This window comes from Cellulomonas sp. P4_H4, assembly GCF_056400865.1.
This window is the reverse complement of record NZ_JBFUKL010000001.1, coordinates 916741-937153: the sequence shown is the minus strand read 5'-3', so window position 1 is coordinate 937153 and position 20413 is coordinate 916741. Positions and strand designations below refer to the sequence as shown.

Annotated in this window: 16 protein-coding genes; 12 read left to right on the top strand and 4 right to left on the bottom strand. The window is 73.8% G+C overall.

Going from position 1 to position 20413, the window contains the following annotated elements; translation table 11 throughout:
- Positions 1-15: 15 nt before the first annotated feature.
- Both AC1DPN_RS04575 and AC1DPN_RS04570 read right to left on the bottom strand, forming a co-directional pair.
- Positions 16-819, bottom strand: a complete 804-nt coding sequence (locus AC1DPN_RS04575; protein WP_477083513.1) for a hypothetical protein — start codon at positions 817-819, stop codon at positions 16-18.
- Positions 816-1787 carry a glycosyltransferase gene (locus tag AC1DPN_RS04570; RefSeq protein WP_477083512.1) on the bottom strand — a complete coding sequence of 324 codons (972 nt, stop codon included), beginning with the start codon at positions 1785-1787 and terminating at the stop codon, positions 816-818. Before AC1DPN_RS04570 ends, AC1DPN_RS04575 begins: the two co-directional genes overlap by 4 nt.
- Positions 1788-1848: 61 nt before the next feature.
- Between AC1DPN_RS04570 and AC1DPN_RS04565 the strand changes: the two genes are divergently transcribed.
- From AC1DPN_RS04565 to AC1DPN_RS04525, 9 genes are all read left to right on the top strand, one after another.
- A complete protein-coding gene (locus AC1DPN_RS04565) occupies positions 1849-3117 on the top strand; it encodes a cytidylyltransferase domain-containing protein (RefSeq protein ID WP_477083511.1) in 1269 nt (422 codons plus the stop codon).
- 42 nt (positions 3118-3159) lie between these two features.
- Positions 3160-4044: an N-acetylneuraminate synthase family protein gene (locus AC1DPN_RS04560; RefSeq protein WP_477083510.1), complete on the top strand. Its 885-nt coding sequence runs from the start codon at positions 3160-3162 to the stop codon at positions 4042-4044.
- A 5-nt stretch (positions 4045-4049) separates the two neighbouring features.
- Positions 4050-5045, top strand: coding sequence for a hypothetical protein (locus AC1DPN_RS04555; RefSeq protein ID WP_477083509.1), 996 nt, complete (start codon positions 4050-4052; stop codon positions 5043-5045).
- A complete protein-coding gene (locus tag AC1DPN_RS04550; protein ID WP_477083508.1) occupies positions 5042-6271 on the top strand; it encodes a DUF6716 putative glycosyltransferase in 1230 nt (409 codons plus the stop codon). The genes AC1DPN_RS04555 and AC1DPN_RS04550 overlap by 4 nt, the downstream gene beginning before the upstream one ends.
- Before the next feature lie 88 nt (positions 6272-6359).
- A complete protein-coding gene (locus AC1DPN_RS04545) occupies positions 6360-7574 on the top strand; it encodes a sensor histidine kinase (RefSeq protein WP_477083507.1) in 1215 nt (404 codons plus the stop codon).
- Positions 7571-8281 carry a response regulator gene (locus AC1DPN_RS04540; RefSeq protein ID WP_477083506.1) on the top strand — a complete coding sequence of 237 codons (711 nt, stop codon included), beginning with the start codon at positions 7571-7573 and terminating at the stop codon, positions 8279-8281. Before AC1DPN_RS04545 ends, AC1DPN_RS04540 begins: the two co-directional genes overlap by 4 nt.
- Positions 8282-8458: 177 nt before the next feature.
- Positions 8459-9250, top strand: a complete 792-nt coding sequence (locus tag AC1DPN_RS04535) for an ABC transporter ATP-binding protein (RefSeq protein ID WP_477083505.1) — start codon at positions 8459-8461, stop codon at positions 9248-9250.
- A 23-nt stretch (positions 9251-9273) separates the two neighbouring features.
- On the top strand, positions 9274-11775 hold the full coding sequence (locus AC1DPN_RS04530) for an ABC transporter permease (RefSeq protein ID WP_477083504.1): 2502 nt from the start codon (positions 9274-9276) through the stop codon (positions 11773-11775).
- A gap of 89 nt (positions 11776-11864) precedes the next feature.
- Positions 11865-15383 (top strand): FtsK/SpoIIIE domain-containing protein, encoded by a 3519-nt coding sequence (locus tag AC1DPN_RS04525; protein WP_477083503.1) that lies wholly within the window; start codon positions 11865-11867, stop codon positions 15381-15383.
- On the opposite strand, the gene AC1DPN_RS04520 is transcribed toward AC1DPN_RS04525, so the two are convergent.
- The gene (locus AC1DPN_RS04520; protein WP_477083502.1) at positions 15368-15832 is read right to left on the bottom strand and encodes a hypothetical protein; all 465 of its coding nucleotides are present in this window, start codon (positions 15830-15832) and stop codon (positions 15368-15370) included. The two genes, AC1DPN_RS04525 and AC1DPN_RS04520, sit on opposite strands and share 16 nt — an antisense overlap.
- 398 nt (positions 15833-16230) lie before the next feature.
- Here AC1DPN_RS04520 and AC1DPN_RS04515 point away from each other — a divergent pair, with 398 nt between their 5' ends.
- Positions 16231-16479, top strand: coding sequence for a WhiB family transcriptional regulator (locus AC1DPN_RS04515; RefSeq protein ID WP_477083501.1), 249 nt, complete (start codon positions 16231-16233; stop codon positions 16477-16479).
- Positions 16480-16560: 81 nt separating this feature from the next.
- Here AC1DPN_RS04515 and AC1DPN_RS04510 read toward each other — a convergent pair whose 3' ends face one another.
- Positions 16561-18048: a sensor histidine kinase gene (locus AC1DPN_RS04510; protein ID WP_477083500.1), complete on the bottom strand. Its 1488-nt coding sequence runs from the start codon at positions 18046-18048 to the stop codon at positions 16561-16563.
- A 128-nt stretch (positions 18049-18176) separates the two neighbouring features.
- On the opposite strand from AC1DPN_RS04510, the gene AC1DPN_RS04505 reads away from it, so the two are divergent.
- Positions 18177-18674 (top strand): DUF2505 domain-containing protein, encoded by a 498-nt coding sequence (locus AC1DPN_RS04505; protein WP_477083854.1) that lies wholly within the window; start codon positions 18177-18179, stop codon positions 18672-18674.
- Positions 18675-19047: 373 nt separating this feature from the next.
- Entirely contained in the window at positions 19048-20349 is a 1302-nt protein-coding gene (locus AC1DPN_RS04500; RefSeq protein ID WP_477083499.1) for an ABC transporter substrate-binding protein, read from the top strand.
- The last annotated feature ends 64 nt before the right edge of the window (positions 20350-20413 follow it).

Genomic DNA, 20413 nt, shown 5'->3' with positions numbered 1-20413 from the left:
CCTGCACGCGGGGCGTCATCCTATGTCGATCCTCCGCACGGCCCGCCGCTGCCAGGCCCGCTCGCGGCGGCGGCGGACGGCCGCGCGTGCACGGTCGGCCCGCACCCCGCGCAGCGTGGCGTCCACGACGGCGCGACCACTCTTCCGGACGGCCGCACGGGCGCGACCGCGCGACGCCCGCCCGGACGGCCGCACGCTGCGCGCGGCGAGCCGCAACGCACCGCCGAGCGCGACGAGCGGCCTGGGGTCCCACAGGAGCGCCTCTGCCGAGCCCGGTGCCCCGGCCCCTCCGGCAGGGCCCACGAGGACGGCGGGCGCGCGGAGGTGCGGGAGGACGTCCGGTGAGGTGTCGGCGACGACGATGCGGCGTGGTGCGTCGACGACGGCGCGGCGCCCCCCGGCGGACGCCCACGCGAGACCGTCGCGCGACCGGACGAGCACCGTGACGTCGGCTGTCGGGAACGCGGCGCGCAGCACACGCCCGGGCGCGGACGGCGGTGCCTCGATGGTCAGCTCGTCGACGTCGGTCGGACCGACGGCCGCGGCGAACCGCTCCGCGAACACGCCGTCGCGCAGGTCGGTCTCCCGCCAGGCGAGCGGGTGCTGCGGCCAGATGAGCTGGTTGAGGTCGACCACCTGGTCGAAGGCCGCGGCGACCTCGGCGAACGCCGGGTCCTGGTCGAACCGGTCCGCGAGCTCGGGTACGTCGGCGCAGCCCGCGGTCAGGAGGACGACAGGGCGCTGGTAGGCGCCCGAGCGGACCGCCCCGGCGGCGAGCTCGGCAGCCTGCATGTCGGTCACGACGATCACGGAGGTCACGACACCCCCCGACCGGCGCGGTACAGGCCGCGCAGCAGGGAGTGCTGGTCCGGAGGCAGAGTGGGCAGCACCGCCTCCAGGGTGTCGGCATCGGCACGGGCCAGCAGCGCCGCAGCATCGGCCATGAGTCGAGCCTGCAGGTCCGGGCCCAGACGCGCTCGCTTCTTCACGTGGAAGGCGACGATCCGGCACGCGCCGAACACCGCACGTCGTTCGTGGCTGGCGACGCCGGAGGCGAACGCCAGGTCGAGAACCCGGTGGTACGCCGGCAGGAAGTCGAGCAGGCGCTCGTCGCGCGACTGCGTCAGCGACCCCGACCCGTCGGACCGCCGGTAGAAGTAGCCGGGCGAGTCCACGACCGCGAACGTCCGGGTCCGCAGGTGCAGACGCCAGAACCACGGCCGGTCGGACGCCGTGCGCAGGCTCTCGTCGAACCGCAGGAGCGCAGGGTCGACGCTGGTCAGGTCGTACACGCCCGCCCAGAGGTAGGGGTAGTCGACGAGCGCCTTGCCCCCGGCGTCGCCGATCCCGTCGGCGGCGGGCACGGCGACCCCCCGCTCGTCCCAGGGTGCACGCTCGGGCGTCCGGCGCAGGCCGTCGACCCGCACGTGGTCGGTGCGCACGACGTCGACGCGCAACGCCTCGGCCGAGGCGAGCATCGACGCGACGTGACCAGGCGCCCACCAGTCGTCGGCATCGAGGAACGTGAGGTACCGCGCGTCGACGAGGTCGAGGGCCGTGTTGCGCGCCCGGGCCGCCCCGCCGGCATGGTCCGTGCGCAGGTGGACGACGTACGGCATCGTCCGCGCGGCGTCCTCGAGGATCCACGGCGTCCGGTCGGTGGAGCCGTCGTCCACCATGAGAAAGCGGGTCCCGTCGGGGGCGTTGGCGCGGATCGTCTGCAGGCACGCGTCGAGGTGGCGCTCCGCGTCACGCACGGGGACGATCACGTCGAGCCGGCCGCTCACGGCAGTGACCTCCCCCTCCGTCCGCGGTCCCGTCACCGCCGATCTCCCCCGTCAGCCTAGAATGCTCGGCGACGATCACCGGCCGCACGGCCCGCACCGGCCCACGCAGGCGCCGGAACCACACCTGGAGGACGACCTGAACCCCGACCTGCCCGGCTCGGCCGCCGTCGCGGTCAGGACGGTCGTCGCGGTGATCCCCGCGCGGGGTGGGTCCAAGGGCGTCCCGCTGAAGAACCTCGAGGCTGTCGGGGGGCGCTCTCTGGTGGCCCGCGCGGTGGACTCGGTCCTCGGCGCACCGTCGGTCACGCTCGCGGTCGTGAGCACCGACGACGACCGGATCGCCGCCGAGGCGCGAGCAGCTGGTGCGCGCGTGGTGGTCCGCCCTCCGGAGCTGTCCGGCGACGAGGCGAGCTCGGAGTCCGCCGTGCTGCACGCGCTCGACGAGCTGGTGCGCGACGGGACCGACCCCGAGGTCACCGTCCTGGTGCAGGCGACGTCCCCGTTCATCGACAGCGCGGCGCTCGACGTCGCGGTCCGCCGTGTGCTGGACGGGTCGGACGACGTCGTGCTGGCCGCCGCCCCCACGCACGCGTTCACCTGGAAGCTCGACGGCACCCAGGCGGTCGCTGTCGGGCACGACGCCGCGACCCGGCCGCGTCGCCAGGACCGCGAGCCGATCTACCGCGAGACGGGCGCGTTCTACGCGATGCGCACCAGCGGTCTGCGCTCCTCCGGGCACCGGTTCTTCGGCCGGACCGGGCTGCAGGTCGTCGACGAGGAGTCCTCCCTCGAGATCGACACCCCCGCCGACCTGCGTCTCGCGCGCACCCTGGCCACGGCCGCACCGACCGGGTACCTCGACGTCGACGCGCTCGTCACGGACTTCGACGGCGTGCACACCGACGACCGCGCGTACGTCGACGCGGACGGGCGCGAGCTCGTCTCGGTCACGCGCGCCGACGGCCTCGGCGTCGCCCGGCTGCGGGACGCGGGCGTCCCGGTGCTGATCCTGTCCACCGAGACGAACCCCGTCGTCGGTGCTCGCGCGCGCAAGCTGCGCGTCGAATGCCTCCAGGGCGTGACCGACAAGGCCGTCACCCTGCGACGGTGGATGGCCGAGCACGACCTGGACCCGGCTCGCGTCGCCTATGTCGGCAACGACGTGAACGACCTGCCGGCACTCGCCCTCGTCGGCTGGCCGGTCGCGGTCGCCGACGCACGCCCACCGGTGCTCGACGCGGCACGGCTGGTGCTCGACACCCGCGGCGGCGCCGGGGCGGTCCGCGAGATCACCGACCTCATCCTGGCCGCGCGCGGCCGCTCGACCTGACCACACCACCCGGCACGCGCGTGCCGGCCGAAAGGACTCACCGTGCCCAGTACCTCTGCTCCCGTCGCGATCGGCACCGACCTCGTCGGGGACGGTCAGCCCGTCTACGTGATCGGTGAGATCGGCCTCAACCACAACGGCGACGTCGAGATCGCGAAGCAGCTCGTCGACGTGGCCGCGGACGCCGGCGCGCAGGCCGTGAAGTTCCAGAAGCGGACCCCCGAGATCTCCACCCCGCTCGCGCAGCGCGACCAGATCCGGCAGACGCCGTGGGGCGAGATGACCTACCTGGAGTACCGCTACCGCGTCGAGTTCTCGCGCGAGCAGTACGAAGAGGTCGCCCGGCACGCCGCCGCACGCGGGCTCGCATGGTTCGCGTCGCCGTGGGACGTGCCGTCCGTCGCCTTCCTCGAGGACCTGGGCGTCGTCACGCACAAGGTGGCGTCCGCGTCCGTCACCGACCTGGAGCTGCTGCGCGCGCTCGCCGCGACCGGCAAGCCCGTCATCCTGTCGACCGGCATGTCCACGATCGAGCAGATCGACGCCGCCGTCGAGACGCTCGGCACGGACCGGCTCGTGATGATGCACGCCACGTCGACCTACCCCCTCCCCCCGGAGGAGGCCAACCTGCGGATGATCACGACGCTGCGTGAGCGCTACGGGGTGCCGGTGGGCTACTCGGGCCACGAGCGCGGGCTCCAGATCTCGCTCGCGGCCGTGGCTCTCGGCGCGGTGACGGTCGAGCGCCACATCACGCTCGACCGCACCATGTGGGGCTCCGACCAGGCCTCCTCGCTCGAGCCCTCCGGCCTGCAGCACCTGGTGCGCGACATCCGCATCATCGAGCAGGCGATGGGCGACGGCGTGAAGAAGGTCTTCCCCGGCGAGCTCGCTCCCCTGTCGCGACTGCGTCGCATCGGCGCCTGACCTCCGTGGCAGCACGCGGCACCGCCTGGGTGGAGTCGCCGTTGCAGCTCGTCGGCGCTCTCGAGGCTGCCGCGCGCGGGCTGCTCGGCGACGCCGTCGACGTGGTGATCCGTTCGGGGCTCGCCCCGCTCGAGGACCTCGAGCGATCGCTCGGCTCGGCGTCGCTGCCCCCCGGCGTGACCCTCCGTCGCGGTGACCGGGTCCCGGTACCGCACCGCACGGGCGCCTGGGGGGTGGGCGACCCGTACTCCGGTCGCGTCCAGACCGCCGTGGTCACCCACCGCCGCCCGGCCGCCACGGTCGTGGTCGACGACGGGCTGGCGACGCTACACCTGCTGCGGGCCCTGACCTCGACCGAACCCGGTCCCCTCGTGCGACCCCGCGCCACGGTCGGCCCGGCACGTCGCGTCGTCGGGAGCGCGGTCCGCCGTTCGCTCGTCCGTCGCGCGCGCGCAGGGTCGCTGACCGTGTGCACGGCGATCGACGTGCCGACCGAGCTCGCCGTGGCGTTCACCGCTCTGGGAGGCGCGCTCGTCACGCACGCGTTCGACTGGTCCGGAACCGTCGCCGAGGTCGACCCGATCACGGACGGTGAGCTGGTCGTGGGGTCCGCGCTCGCAACCGACCAGCTCGTCGAGGCCGACGCGTACCTCGGTTGGGTCAGCGGGATCGCCCAGGCCGCGAGCGGGCCTCTCGCCTACGTGCCGCACCGGCGCGAGAGCACGGTGCTGCGCGACGCGGTCGCCCAGATCCCCGGGGTCGTCGTCCGACCGAGTCCCTGGCCGATCGAGGTGCGCCTGCGGTCGCTCGCGGCCGGGTCCCGCGTGCACTGCCTGCCCTCCACCCCGCTCGTCACGCTGCGCGCGTCGCTCGGACCGCGCGGCGTGGACGTCGTCGGCACGGACATCCCTGACGCCTGGTGGACGCCGGGGGCGCCGGCATCGTTCCGCGAGCACCTCCTGTCGTCGACTGCCGCGCCCGACGAGGAGAGTGCCGCGTGACGAGCGTCCTCGCGATCGCCGACTCCGACTCCTACCTCAAGTGGGCCGCCGCGACGCTCGAGCGACTCACCGACCGCGATGGCGACCTCACCGTCGTGCGCACCCCGCTCGCCCCCAACGAGGAGCAGCTCCGCTCGGCCGTCGCCGGGACCAGGTGGGAGCACGAGCCGTCGCCTGCGGTGCTCTCACGCGGGCGCCTGTCGGCACGCCTGCGACGAGAACGCCCCGACGTCGTGCTGGTCGCCACGACGGGCCCGGTCGCGGTCGAGCTGCTCCGCGATCTCGCCGACCTGCCGTACCGCCCGGTCGTGGTTACCGGCCTGCCGGGGATGTCGATCCCGGCCACCCGGCTCGCTCTCCAGTACCGCCCGACGGTCGACGTGTTCGTCGTCCACTCCGAGCGCGAGCGCGAGGACTTCGGCACGCTGGCCGCCGAGCTCGGTTTCTCCCCACGCCTGGTCCTGAACCGGTTGCCCTTCCTGACGGGGCGTCCCGACGAGGCGACCGTGACCGACGGGTCCGCGGTGAGCAGAGTCGTCTTCGCACCGCAGGCGAAGTTCCCCGAGACCGCCGAGGAACGGCTCTCGGTCCTCCACGCCCTCGGCGACCTGGCCGACGCCCGACCCGAACTCGCGGTCGTCGTCAAGCTCCGTGCGCGCGCCGGCGAGGCCCAGACGCACCGCGAGGAGCACCCCTACGACGTGCTCGTCGACGAGCTCGGCGACGCCGCCGGGACCACCGCCCGGCTCCAGATGGAGACCGGCCCCCTCGCGCCGCACCTTCTTCCGGGTTCCGTCCTGGTCACGGTGAGCTCGACGGCCGTGCTCGAAGCGGTCGCCCTCGGGCTGCGCGCCGTCGTCCTGTCCGACTTCGGGATCGGTGACCACAACCTCACGTCCGTCTACGTCGGCAGCGGCCTCGTCGCCAGCCTGGACGACGTGCGCCACGGCGAGTTCGCGCATGCCGATCCCGCGTGGACGCGCGCGAACTACCTGCACGGGACGCCCGACGAGCTCGGGACCGTGCTGGACGAGCTCGTTCCCCGCGCCACCGCCGGCCGGCTCGCGCCCCTGGCGGTCCCCCAGGCCCCCGGCGGCCCTCGGGCTCGGCTCCGGCGGTGGCTGCGGCTGGGTGTGCCGGTTCCCGTCCTGCACGCAGCCGCGAGGGTGACCGCCCCTGCACGGTCTGCGCTGCGGCGGTTCCGCGCTCGTCGCGGCACGTCGTGACCTCGTCCGTCTGTCGGTGGACACCGGCGCACGGACGATCCCCCCGCGGGGGCACGCGAGCGACGATCGCCGCCCCTACCCTCGGGAGGTGACGATCTGGGAGCGGCTGCTGCGCTGGGAAGAGGCGCACCGGTTCGTCGTCGACGCGACCTTCACGGCGCTCCTTCTCCTCGTGGTCGCGCCGGCGTCGATCGCCTTCGGCGCCGCCTCGAACGTGGAGAGCTCACCACTCGTCGTCGGGGCGCTCACCGTCGCCCTCGTCGTTCCCCTGGCCTGGCGGCGCGTGGCGCCCAACCTCTCGGCCGCGATCGTGTACGCGGTCGCCCTCCTGCAGGTGCTCCTGGGCGTCCCGATCGTCTTCCCGGCCGACGGCGCGGTGCTGCTCGCCCTCTACTCGGTCACGGTCCACGGCGCGCGATGGGCGCACCGGGTCGCGATCGTCGGGGCGCTCGTCGGCTCGATGCTTCTCGGCGTAGCGCTCGCGGGGCCGTCCGACCTCTCCGGCACCTCCGGGATCGCGATGTTCACCGGCGTCGCCTCGCTGGCGGTGTGGGCGTTCGGCTTGGTCCGGCGGTCGCGCCGGGAGCGGATCGAGGCGCTGGAGGATCGTGCCCGACGGCTCGAGGTCGAGCGCGACCAGCAGTCGAAGATCGCGACCGCGGCGGAGCGCGCCCGGATCGCCCGCGAGATGCACGACATCGTGGCGCACAGCCTGACCGTGATGATCGCGCAGGCCGACGGCGGCCGGTATGCGGCCGAGGCCGACCCGCAGGCGGCCACGCGCGCCCTGAGCACCATCGGCGAGACGGGACGCGCGGCGCTCACCGACATGCGCCGGCTGCTCGGAGTCCTGCGTGGGAACGAGGGCCGGACCCCCGACTTCGAGCCGCAGCCGGCCGAGTCCGACGTGGGCAGCCTCGTCGAGCAGATGAGGTCCAGCGGGATGCGGGTCTCGCTCGTGCGCATGGGCACCCCTCGCACCCTGCCGCCGGGCACCGGCCTGACCGTCTACCGGATCGCCCAGGAGGCGCTCACCAACGTGCTCAAGCACGCAGGTCCTGACCCGTTGGTGTCCGTGCTCGTGCAGTGGCTGCCCGAGGCGATCGTCCTCGAGGTCAGCGACGACGGTCGTGGCGCGTCCGCCGACTCCGACGGCCTCGGACAAGGGCTCCTCGGGATGCGGGAGCGCGCGACGATGTTCGCGGGCACCGTGACCGCGGGTCCGCGACCCGGCGGCGGCTTCCGGGTCCGCGCACACCTTCCGACGCCGCCCGGCGCCGCTCGCCCACAGGAGACGTCATGACGGACCAGATCATCCGCGTCGGCCTCGTCGACGACCAGCAGCTGGTCCGTGCCGGCTTCCGCATGGTCATCGACTCGCAGCCGGACCTCGAGGTCGTGGTCGAGGCAGGCGACGGCGCCCAGGCGGTCCGGGCGCTCGACCCCACGACCTGGCCGGGCGTCGTCGACGTCGTGCTCATGGACGTGCGGATGCCGACGATGGACGGCCTCGCGGCGACCGCGGAGATCGTCGCGCGCGGAACCGCGGCCGCGCCCGCCCCCAAGGTGATCGTGCTGACCACGTTCGACCTCGACGAGTACGTCCTGTCGGCGATCCGCGCGGGCGCCAGCGGATTCCTGCTCAAGGACGCGCCGCCCGAGGAGATGCTCGGCGCGATCCGCACCGTGCACGCCGGTGATGCCGTGATCGCGCCGTCGAGCACCCGGCGACTGCTCGAGCACCTGGTCACCGCGCTGCCGCCCGAGCAGCCGGGGCAGCCGACCGACCCCGCCCGGCTCGCGGTCGCGGAGCTGACCGACCGCGAGCGCGAGGTGCTCGTGCTCATGGCCCGTGGCCGGTCCAACACCGAGATCGGCAAGGACCTCTTCGTCGCCGAGGCGACCGTCAAGACGCACGTCGGACGCATCCTGGCCAAGCTGCACGCGAGGGACCGGGTGCAGGCCGTGGTCGTCGCCTACGAGACGGGCTTGGTGCGACCCGGCGCGTGAGCGCTGGTCGTCGTCGCTCCTGGGCCGGTCCGGTACGACCCGGCGCGTGAGCGCGACCGACCGCCGTGCGACCACGGGATGACTCCCGACGTCCGACGACGACACCGTGGCCTGATGTGACGTCGTCGGACCGCTCCGTAGCGTCGAGCACGTCACCGAACGAAGGAGCAGAACCCCGTGGACACCACCGTCTTCCGGCCGATCGACGACGACGCCCCCACTGCCACCACAGCCTCGAGCGCGCGCGCCCTGACCAAGGTCTACGGCCGCGGCGCCGCTGCCGTGCACGCGCTGGACGGCGTCGACGTCGACTTCGCGGCCGGTGCGTTCACCGCGATCATGGGTCCGTCGGGCTCCGGCAAGTCGACGCTCATGCACGTCCTGGCGGGACTCGACCAGGCGACGTCCGGGACCGCGCGGCTCGGTGACACCGAGATCACGGCGCTCGGCGACGACGACCTCACGCGGCTTCGGCGCAACCGGGTGGGCTTCGTCTTCCAGTCGTTCAACCTCCTCCCGATGTTCACGGCGGAGCAGAACATCCTGCTGCCCCTCGAGCTGGCGGGCTCCGCGGTGGACAGGGCGTGGTTCGACACGCTCGTCGAGACCCTGGGCCTGGGCCAACGGCTCACGCACCGGCCGAGCGAGCTGTCGGGCGGTCAGCAGCAGCGCGTCGCGATCGCCCGCGCACTGATCGCGAGGCCCGAGGTGGTCTTCGCCGACGAGCCGACCGGAAACCTCGACTCCAGGTCCGGTGCCGAGGTGCTGAGCTTCCTGCGGCGGTCCGTCCGCGAGCTCGGACGCACGATCATCATGGTCACGCACGACCCGACCGCCGCCGCGTACGCGGACCGGGTGGTCCTGCTGGCCGACGGGCGGATCGCCGGGGACATCGAGAACCCGACGCCCGAGTCGGTCCTCATGGGCCTCGAGGCCCTGCGCTCGCTCGAGCAGCCGGCGGCCCTCTGATGCTGCGCCTCACGCTCGCCCAGATGCGCCGCAGCCTCGGCCGGCTGTCCGCGGCCGCCGTCGCCATCGCGATCGGGTCCGCCTTCCTCGCCACCACCCTGCTCGCGGGCGGCGTCATCACGCGCACGGGGTACGACGCCGTCACCGCGACCTTCGGCCACGCGGACGTCGTCGTCCAGGGACCCCTGACGGCCGAGGAACGTCGCGCCATCGCCGACGAGCCCAGCGTGGCGGCGGTCGATGCCCTGCTCCCGGTCACGCTCCAGTTCCGCGGCAACGGCCAGACCCGCCTGCAGACCGTCCTGCCCGTCCCGTCCGACCCGCGGCTCGGGTCGTTGACGCTCGCTCAGGGCGACGCGCCCAGCCGGGCCCACGAGGTCGCGCTGCCGCCCGACCTCGCCTCCGCCCTCCGCGTCGGCGTCGGCGACCAGGTCGCCGTCGTCCCGATGTCCTCCGACGGCACCCCGGTCGACTTCACCGTGGTCGGCATCACCGCCGACCCGTCGCACGCCTGGTCGGCCTCGGGCGGCGCCGGCCTCGTCACCCTCGAGGACGCCGTCGACATGGCGTCGCTCGACATGACCTCGGACAGCTCCGTGCTGCTGGTGGCCGCTGCGGACGGCGTCACCACGACCGACCTGCGCGCCACGCTGAGCCCGTTGGCGAGCGACGCGAAGGTGCTGACGCGCGACGAGGCTGCCGCGGCGTCGGTGTCCGAGCTGTCCGACGGCGGCAACGTGCTCGTCACGGTCGTGCTCGGCTTCGCGGCCGTCGCCATGCTCGTCGCCGCCCTCGTGATCGCCAACACCTTCCAGGTGCTCGTCGCGCAACGCACCCGCACGCTCGCGATGCTCCGGTGCGTCGGCGCGAGCAAGCGCCAGCTGCGCCGGTCGGTGCTGCTCGAGGCCGGGATCCTCGGGCTCGCGGCCTCGCTGGCCGGCCTGGTCGGCGGTACGGCTCTGGCACAGGTCGCGCTCACCATCCTGAACCGCGCCGACCTCGGTGTGCCGCTCCCGTCGACCGTCCAGATCACCGCTGCCGTCGTCCTCGTGCCGTTGCTCGTCGGGACGCTGGTGACCGTCCTCGCGTCGCTCGTGCCCGCACGGGAGGCCACGCGGGTCGCACCGATCGCCGCGCTGCGCCCCGCCGACGCACCCGCGGTGAGCGCCCGAGCGGGTCAGGTGCGGCTGGCGATCTCGCTGCTGCTCGTCGTCGGTGGCGCCGGGGTCCTCCTGATGACCGCCATGCTCTCGGCCCGTGGCTCCGGTGGCGCGAGCCTGCTGCTCGGCGTCGGGACGCTCGCCGGGGCCGCCTCGTTCGTCGGGGTGCTCCTCGGGGCCGTGTTCTGGGTGCCGCGGGTCGTCGCGCTGCTCGGCCGCGCCCTCGCCTCGACCGGGACCAGTGCCCGGCTCGCGGCGGCGAACACCGTGCGCAACCCACGACGCACCGCCGCCACGAGCACCGCGCTGCTCATCGGCGTCACGCTCGTCGTGATGATGAGCACCGGGGCCGCGAGCGCGCGCACGTCGCTGGCCCGCGAGCTGGACGCGCACTACCCGGTCGACCTGGTGGTCGAGAGCCTGTACTCCGTCGACGGCGAAGCGGCGGACCCCGGCAGCGTCCTGCAGGCGGTGGCGGGCGTCGACGGGATCGACAAGGCGGTCTCCGTCCGGACCGCGGACGTCGCGTTCCCCGACGGGAGCATGCGCACGGTCGCGGCGGTGGAGGCCGACGCTGCCTCGAGCGTGCTGCGCGACAGGTCCCTGATCGACGCCCTCGGCGACGACACCGTCCTGCTCCCCGCATCCGCCGGCGACGCCCTGGCGGGCGACACGACCGTCAGCTCCCGCACGTTCGACGCGGAAGGAAACTCCGAGCCGGACGGACCGGTCGTGGAGCTGCGCGCGGTGGCCACCGACCTCGGCGGGCAGTCGGCGATCGTCACGAGCGCGACTCTCGACCGGATCGCGCCGGAGGCGGACGTCACCGCCGTGTGGGCGTCGATCGACCCCGACGCCGACCCGGCCGCGGTCCTCCAGGACGTCCGGGCAGCGCTCCCGGACGGCGCGATGGACGTCACGAGCTCGGCCGCCATGCGGGTCAGCGACCAGCGGCTCATCGACTCCCTCCTCGGGATCGTTGTGGGGCTCCTGGCCGTCGCGGTCGTGATCGCCCTCATCGGCGTCGCCAACACCCTGTCGCTCTCCGTGATGGAGCGCCGTCGCGAGTCGGCGACGTTGCGGGCGATCGGGCTGTCGCGACGCCAGCTGCGGTGGATGCTCGCGGTCGAGGGGATGCTCATCGCGGGAGTGGGGGCGCTGCTCGGAGCCGGGCTGGGCCTCCTGTACGGCTGGGCCGGGTCCGTGGTGATCTTCGGCATGCTCGGCGACGTGCTGCTCACCGTGCCGTGGCGCGACCTCGGGCTCGTCCTGGTCGTCGCGCTGGCCGCCGGGCTGCTGGCGTCGGTGCTGCCCGGCCGGGCCGCGGCGCGCACGTCGCCCGTGGCTGCACTCTCGGTCGACTGACCTGACCTCGGCCCTGTGGACGGCACACGTCGTCCACAGGGCCGCAGGTCAGACGCCTCCCGGTGCCCGGCGCAGGGCATCGTCGCCGGGTGCGCATCACCCTGCTCCACCCCGATCCCGAACGTGGGGATGGGGTCGTCACCACGGACGTCGAGGTCCTGCCCGGAACGGCCCCGGCGGTCCTGCGCCCCGCCCTCGCCCGGCTGACCGGTCACCCCTCGTGGGCGAGCACGGCCCACCGGCTCGCCGTGGCCGACCAGCTGCTCGACGAGACCCACGTGGCCGGACAGGTGCCCCTGGTGCACGGGTGCGTGCTCACCCTCGGCGAGCGCCCTCGACCGTCGGCAGAGGACGCGATGCGGTCGGACTGGCACGTCGCGGTCGTCGCGGGATCCGACTGCGGCGCCCTGCTCGGCCTTCCGGACCGCACCCGCGTCCAGGTCGCGGCCGGGCTGTCCGTCCGTCGACGCGGCGACCGGGTCCACGTGCGCACCGGCCACCGGTCGAGACGATGGCGCTCCGCCGACGACCTCGTGGTCGGACCGGCGACCTACCGCGTGCGCCCGCGGACGCTTCCGGGACCCGCGCCGAGCGAGCCCGAGCGCCCCCGGCCGTCGCTCGCCACCTGGCTGACCCCGGCGATCGGGTCGGTCGCGCTCGCCGCCGCGCTGCACCAACCCCTGCTCGCGCTGCTGGGACTCGTCGGCCCGCTCGGGGCCCTCGGGTCCCTGCGCCCGCTCCGCAGGCATCCCCCAGCCGTCGACCCCGCCGTGGCTGATCCGGCCGCGCTCGTCGCCGCGACCGTGCGGGCCGGGCCCGACGACGAGCCGCTCACGGCAGCCGTGCCGTGGGACGACGCTGGCACGATCACGGTGGTGGGTCCGCGCTCGCAGGCGCTGCCGGTGGCGCGGGCTATCGTGCTCGCCGCGCTCGGCACCCACCTAGCCGGGCCGCTCGTCGTCCGCAGCGGCCGCCGACACGACTGGTCATGGTGCGTCTGGGCGGGACCGGCCGACACTCCCCTGCCCGGTCCTGACCTGCCGTCGGCCGTCGTCGTGGGCGACGAGCCGCCCGACCCCGCGGCGCTCGGCCGGTGGCGGGCCGCGGCGCCCGCGGCGCAGCGGCTCGTGCTCTTGGCCGCCAGCGCGCGGGACGTCCCCGCCTGGTGCGGCTCGCGCGTCGAGGTCTCCCGCGGGTCGGTCCGCCTGCACGACGCGCACGGCAGGGTCACCCTCGTCGCCCGGCACGCCGTCACGGAGGCGACCGCCCTGGCGCAGGTGCGGCGTGCCGCGGCTGTGCGCTCGGCGCGGGACGAGCACGCCGGGCTCCCGGCGCACGCGTCGCTCGGAGCGCAGCCCGGCATCCCGTCCCCCACCGCGTCCGACGTCGCCGCGGCGTGGGACCGGTCGCCGCACGGGCTGCCCGTCGCCCTGGGAGCGGGCTCCGCCGGCCGACCCGTCTCCGTCGACCTGGTCGCCGACGGTCCGCACGCGCTGGTCGCCGGGACCACCGGCGCGGGCAAGTCCGAGCTGCTGACGACGGTGGTCCTGGCGCTGGCGCTGACGCACCCGCCCGACCGGCTGTCGATCCTGCTGGTGGACTTCAAGGGCGGCACCGGGCTCGGCGCCGTCGCGGGGCTCCCGCACGTCCTCGAGCACGTCACGGACCTCGACGCGGCTCACGCCCACCGGGTGCTCACCGGCCTGCGCGCCGAGATCCGTCGCCGCGAGCGCGTGCTCGTCGCCGCGGGCGCGCGGGACCTCGTCGAGCTCGACCCGGGCGCCCCCTCGACGCCTGGACGCCTGCTCGTGGTGGTCGACGAGCTGCGCGCCCTGACCGAGGACGTGCCGGAGGCGTCCGCCGCGCTCGCCCGGCTCGCGGCCCAGGGGCGAGCGCTCGGGGTGCACCTGGTCCTCGCGACGCAGCGTCCCGCGGGTGCGATCGGCGCCGACCTGCGTGCGAACGTCAGCCTGCGGATCGCGCTGCGGGTCGCGGACGCCGCGGACTCGACCGACGTCCTCGACGCCCCGGACGCAGCGCTGATCGACCCCGGTGCTCCGGGCCGCGCTCTGGTCCGACGGGGCTCCCGCCCGCCGGAGGCCGTCCAGGTGGCTCGGGCGACGGCCGCCCCCGAGGTTCCTGCCGTGCGCCTCGCGGAACCGTGGTCGCCGCCGGCGCACCGATGGACGCCTGCCCCGACGGACCGTGCCGGAGATGCGGCACCGGCGTGGGTGTCGGCCGCGATCGACGCCGCCGCCGTCCGGCGGTCCGCTCGCATGCCGTGGCTACCCGCGCTGCCGGCAGTCGTCGGGGTCGGGGACGTCCCCGACGGGCCGGGTCTGGCGGTGGGCGTCGCGGACGTGCCCGACGAGCAGCGCCGCGGCGCCGTCCGCTGGGACGCCTGCGACGGACACCTGCTCGTCCTCGGCGGACCGCGCTCGGGGCGCTCGACCACGCTCGTGACCGTCGGCCTGGAAGCCCTCGCACAGGGCTGGGGCGTGCACGGCGTCGGCCTGTCGCGCGACGCGGAGCAGCGCCTCTCCTCGGGCGACCGGCACGGCACCCTCGGCTCGCTGCTGGCCACCGACGACGTCGTGGAGACAGCGCGGCTGCTGGAGCTGCTCGAGCGGGAGCCCGGGAAGAACGTGCTGCTGGTCGACCGGGTCGACCTCGCCCTGGCTGCGGCGGGTGGCCTGGCGCGCGGGGCCGGCGCGGACCGGTGGACCGCGGTCTGGCGCGGCGGCCGGTCGGCGAGCGGGCTCGCGGTCGCGGCGAGCGCCGACGTGGGCGCCGTGGCGGCGCAGCACGCAGGCGCGTTCCGGGACCACCTGGTGCTCCCTCTCGCGGACCCCGTTCTCGACGCGCTCGCCGGTGTCCCCGCCGCGTTCGCGGGCCGACGCGTCACGCCGGGCCGTGCGATCCATCTGCACCCCGGCGGCACCCAGCTCGTCCAGGTCGCGTTGCCGGCGGCGGCGACTCACCCCGTCGGGCCGCCCGACCGGTCGATCGTGCGCGTACGACCGCTCCCGGCACGGGCACCGTTGCCGGACCCGGCGGCGGCTCCGCCCGGGCACGTGCTGCTCGGGCAGGGCGGCGACGACGCGCGGCCCGTCACCGTGGACGTCACCGGCGGCCTGCTCGTCGCGGGACCGCCCGGCTCCGGACGGAGCACGGCGCTCGCGGTCGTGGGGCTCGGGCTCGTGCGTGCCGGGCACACCGTCCTGCACCTCGCCGCCGGGACGCCGGCGCTCGATCGCTTCGCGGCCGTCCGGCCGTCCGACGCGGCGGGACTGCCCAGCGACGTGACCCTCCTGGTCGACGACATCGACGAGCTCGAGCGCCAGGACCCGGACCTCGTCGGCACGCTGCGAGCACGGCTCGTGGCCACCTGCACCTCCCTGGCCGCCGGCAGCGCCTACCGCGGGGCCCTGCCGACCCTGCTGCGGGGTCGGCGGGTGCTCGTCCTCGACCTGCACGACACCGCGTCAGCCGAGCTCGTGGGTCCGCGCGCCCCCTGGCTCGCGGACCCGGGCCGGCGCCCCGTCGGTCGTGGCGCCCTGGTTCTCGGGCGCGACGTCACGCCGCTCCAGGTCTACGACCCCGGCTGAGCCGGCGGGTTCGGCGTGGGCGGCGTCGTCGCGCGCACGACCGCGGGAAGCAGGAGGGCACCGCCGATCACCAGAGCGATCCCGACCACGACGAGCGCCCAGGCGGACGGGTCCGCGTTGTACCAGCCGAGTGCGAGGACCACGAGCAGGATCTGCCACATGATCACGGGCGAACGTGCCCAGCGCCGTCCGCGCCACAGCCCCCGCGCGCACAGGCCGAGGAGTGCGGCGATGCCCAGCGCGCAGACGGCGAGGAAGGCCGTCGCGCCGGGCATCGTCGCCCGGCCACGCACGAGCTCGGCTCCCACCGCGATGCCCAGCCCGGCGAAGGCGGCGGCCTCGAGGAGGATCAGGCAGCAGACGGCGAGCAGCACGGGCGGGCGGGCGTCGGTGTCCTTCGAGGAGCCTCTCGCGGGGCCGTCGGCGGGATCGGTCGTGGGACTGGTCACAGAAGGAGCCTAGGCACCAGGGGCCACGTGCTCTTGCGTCCGGTATCCCCGGACCCCGGCGTGCGCTCCGCGAATACCACGTCGCGAGGGGTGATCGGTCCACCGATTGTTACGAAAGGTGAGGTCAGGGCAGGCTTCTGACCTGGACATCTGTCCTACATAGCCCCCGACCTGCGGCGACGCAGTGACGCTGCTCACCCACAGGCCCGACACAGGTGTGACGAACGCCTCAGTCGTTACCGACATGAAACCTTCCCGTAACCCCTTGTGCGGACGGCAGACCGATGTGACCCTTGAAGAAGCAACAAACGTCCCCGCACAACACCCCCCGATTTCATGCCGTGTTCCGCGCGCCCACACCCCGGGCGCGGCAACGGCGTGTGCCTAGGAGAGAACTCATGGATTGGCGCCACCGCGCGGCGTGTCTCGACGAGGACCCCGAGCTGTTCTTCCCGATCGGGAACACCGGTCCCGCCCTGCTGCAGATCGAGGAGGCCAAGGGCGTCTGCCGCCGTTGCCCTGTCGTCGACACCTGCCTGAAGTGGGCCATCGAGACCGGCCAGGACGCCGGCGTCTGGGGCGGCCTGTCCGAGGACGAGCGTCGCGCGCTGAAGCGTCGCACCGCGCGTCAGCGCCGCGCGAGCTGACCCTCCCGACCCACAGGCTCCGGACGCCGCGTACCCCCTGGGGTGCGCGGCGTTCGTGCGTCCGGGATCGGCCGTCTCGAGCTAGATCAACGAGGCCGCGTCGCGCGGCGCCCGGAGCCGGGCCTCGATGACGACGGACGTCCCGCCACCCTCGCGCTGCGCCCACGCGATCGTGCCCCGCATCTCGTTGGTCACCAGCGTCGAGACGATCTGGGTCCCCAGGCCGGAGCCGGCGCCCTCAGCGCGGTCCGCCGGCAGGCCTGAGCCGTCGTCGGCGACCTCGACGCGGATGACGTCGTCCTGCCGGTCCACGATCACCTCGACGGTCCCCGACTCGCGGCCCTCGAACCCGTGCTCGACCGCGTTGGTGACCAGCTCGGTGAGGATGAGCGCGAGCGCGGTCGCGTCCTCGGCCGGGATCGACCCGAAGGACCCGCGGACAGTGGTGCGCACGTGCGCCCCCTCCGTGGCGACGTCCGCGGCAAGACGCAGGCTGCGCCCGACGAGGTCGTCGAACGGTACGGACTCGTCGAGCGTCTGCGACAGCGTCTCGTGGACCAGGGCGATGGTCGCGACACGACGCATCGCCTCACCGAGCGCCTCGCGCGCCTCGGGGCTGCTCATCCGGCGCGACTGGAGCCGCAGCAGCGCCGCGACGGTCTGCAGGTTGTTCTTCACGCGGTGGTGGATCTCGCGGATCGTCGCGTCCTTGGTGATGAGCTCACGCTCGCGGCGCCTCAGCTCGGACACGTCGCGGCACAGGAGCACCGCGCCGACGCGCTGACCGTGCTCGGTCAGCGGCACCGAGCGCAGCGAGAGCGCCACGCCGCGCGACTCGACGTCCACCCGCCACGGGGCCCGGCCCATCAGGACCAGCGGCATCGACTCGTCGACGGTGTCCTTCTGGGAGATGAGGTCGGCCGTGACCTCGACGAGGGACCGGCCCACGAGGTCGCCGACCACGCCGAGGCGGTGGAAGCACGACAGCGCGTTGGGGCTCGCGTAGAGCACCTCTCCCTCCGAGTTCAGGCGGACCAGCCCGTCGCCGACGCGAGGGGCACCGCGGCGCGGCCCGGTGGGCGCGTCGGGGGCGGGGAACTCGCCGCGGCCGACCATCGCGAAGATGTCGTCGGCGGCCTCGACGTAGTTCAGCTCGAGCCGGCTGGGGGTCCGAGCGCCACCGAGGTTGGTCTGGCGGGCGAGCACGGCGATCGGGCGGCCGTTGCGGACGACCGGGACCGCCTCCTCACGCACCGCGTACGAACCGAACCAGCGAGGCTCTCGCGAGCGCTGGGCCGCCCGCTCGTCGAGCGAGCGCTGCAGCTGCGGCCGCTGGCCGTCGGGCGCGGTCGACCCGACGACGTCGTCGTAGTGCACGGTCGCCCCCGTCGACGGGCGGCACTGGGCGACGGCCACGAAGTCACCGTCGGCGGTGGGGAGCCAGAGCACGAGGTCCGCGAACGCGAGGTCCGAGAGCACCTGCCAGTCACCGACCAGGAGGTGCAGCCACTCGAGGTCGGGGCCGTCGAGTGCGGCATGGCGAGCGACGAGGGTGCTCAGTGTGGACACGGGACCAGGGTAGGTGTCGCGGACGGTGACCGGTCCCGCTGCCCAGGACCGCACCCAGCCGCCGTCGTCCCGCACTCGGCTAACCTGGGAGAACCCATCGACGCCTGCTAAGGACCACCTCCGTGCGAATGAACGTGACCCTGGACCTGCCGACCGGAGCCCACGAAGCGGCCCTCCTGCTGAGCAACCCGGAGTACGTGCACGCGAAGGTGCGCGCCAGCGGGGCGCTGGAGCAGCACGTGGACATCACGGGCTCCCCCGATGCGGCGTTCACCGTGACCACCCGGCGCTCGTTGCCGACCGACCAGATCCCCTCGCACCTGCGCAGCTTCGTCGGCAACCGGATCGACGTCCGCCAGGTGGAGGCGTGGGAGGCAGCCGCGCCGGACGGTTCGCGGGTCGGGACGGTGCTCCTGGACATCGCCGGTGCCCCCGTTCGGCTCAGTGGCCGCACGAGCCTCGTGCCCGCCGGGCCCGACGCGAGCACCGTGAGCTACGACGGCGACCTGAAGTCGACCCTCCCCCTGTTCGGCTCGACGATCGAGAACGCCGCGGCCGGCGCGCTGCGTGCCGCGCTCGAGGTGGAGCAGGACGTGGCACGACGGTGGATCGCCGACCACTCCTGACCACGGGCCCGTCCATGGACGTGACCACGGGCAGACCATCCGTGACCACACGCGTCCCACGAAGGTTACGAACCGCCTGTCACGCCGTAACAATTCGGTAACGCGTCTCCCGCGGTACAGATGCTTTGACCTGCAGGTTTACTGGTGTGGGATCGCTACCACACCACCCGATCGCGTCGGCCTCCTTGACACCTGAGGGGCCTCGGACGACAGTTCTCCGCAACGCGTGGGAACGCTCCCGCACACTGCGGATGGGAGCGCGACCACGCCGGGTCCACCAGGCCCACCTGAACGTCCGACGCTCTGCTGCGTACGGATCACAGGAGCCCTCGGGTTACGGCGAGGACGCCGTCCGACTGACAAGGGAGTCATTGTGCGCAAGACCTCACGCAAGATGTGGGCGGCAACTGCTGGCGTCGCCAGCATCGCCCTGCTCGCCACTGCTTGTTCCTCCGGGGACGGGAGCAGCGACGACGAGTCGTCTGCCTCGTCGGACGAGCCGATCACCCTCTCGGTGGCGACGTTCAACGAGTTCGGGTACACCGACCTGTACAAGGAGTACATGGCGGACCACCCCAACGTGACGATCAAGAGCAACAAGATCGACACGTCGGACAACGCCCGTCTCGCCGTGCAGAACGCGATCGCCACCGACACGGTCGCTGACGACATCGTGGCCGCCGACGGCGACTGGATGCCCGAGCTCCTCGCGTCCTCCGACTTCTTCCTGGACCTCGGTTCCGACACGGTCACGGACCGCTGGCCGGACTGGAAGACCGACATGGCCACGGACACCGACGGCAAGCTCATCGGCTACGGCACCGACTCGGGCCCCGAGGCCATCTGCTACCGCAAGGACCTGTTCGAGGCTGCCGGTCTGGCGAGCGACCGCGACTCCGTCTCCCAGATGCTCGACGGTGACTGGGACAACTACTTCTCGGTCGGCCAGCAGTTCATGGCGGCCAACACCGGCGTGGCGTGGTTCGACTCGATCGGCGCGCTGTCTCAGGGCATGATCAACCAGCTCGAGGCCCCGTTCGAGGACCCCGAGACGGGCGAGATCACAGTCCTCGAGGCTGACTCGCCGACCAAGTCCGTCTACGACCAGCTCACCAGCCCCGAGGTTCTCGCCGAGTCGGCACACCTCAAGCAGTGGACCCCGGAGTGGAACGACGCCTTCAAGGGTGACGTCTTCGCCACGCAGCTCTGCCCGCCGTGGATGACGCAGATCATCGCCGGCAACGCGCCGGACCAGACCAACTGGGACATCGCGGACGTCATGCCCGGTGGCGCCAGCAACTGGGGCGGCTCCTACCTCCTGGTTCCCGAGGGTGGCAAGAACGCCCAGGCCGCCAAGGAGCTGGCCGACTGGCTGACCGCTCCGGAGCAGGCCGCGAAGGTGTTCGTCACCTTCGGCAACTTCCCGAGCCAGACCGAGGCCACCACCAACGCGGACGTCGTCGCCAAGACGGACCCGTACTTCGGTGACGCCCCGACCGGTGAGATCTTCTCCAACCGCTTCGCACCCATCGCGACGCAGCCGTACCGCGGGGAGCAGTACTTCCCGATCAACGCTGCTCTCGGCGACGCGTACACCCGGGTCGACGTCGACAAGACCGACGACGCCGCCTCCTCCTGGGCCAAGTTCGAGACCGCGGTCAACGACCTCGGCTGACGACGTGTGAAGCACCGGGGCCGGCAGGGCTGTCCCTACCGGCCCCGGTGTGCCACCGTCGTCC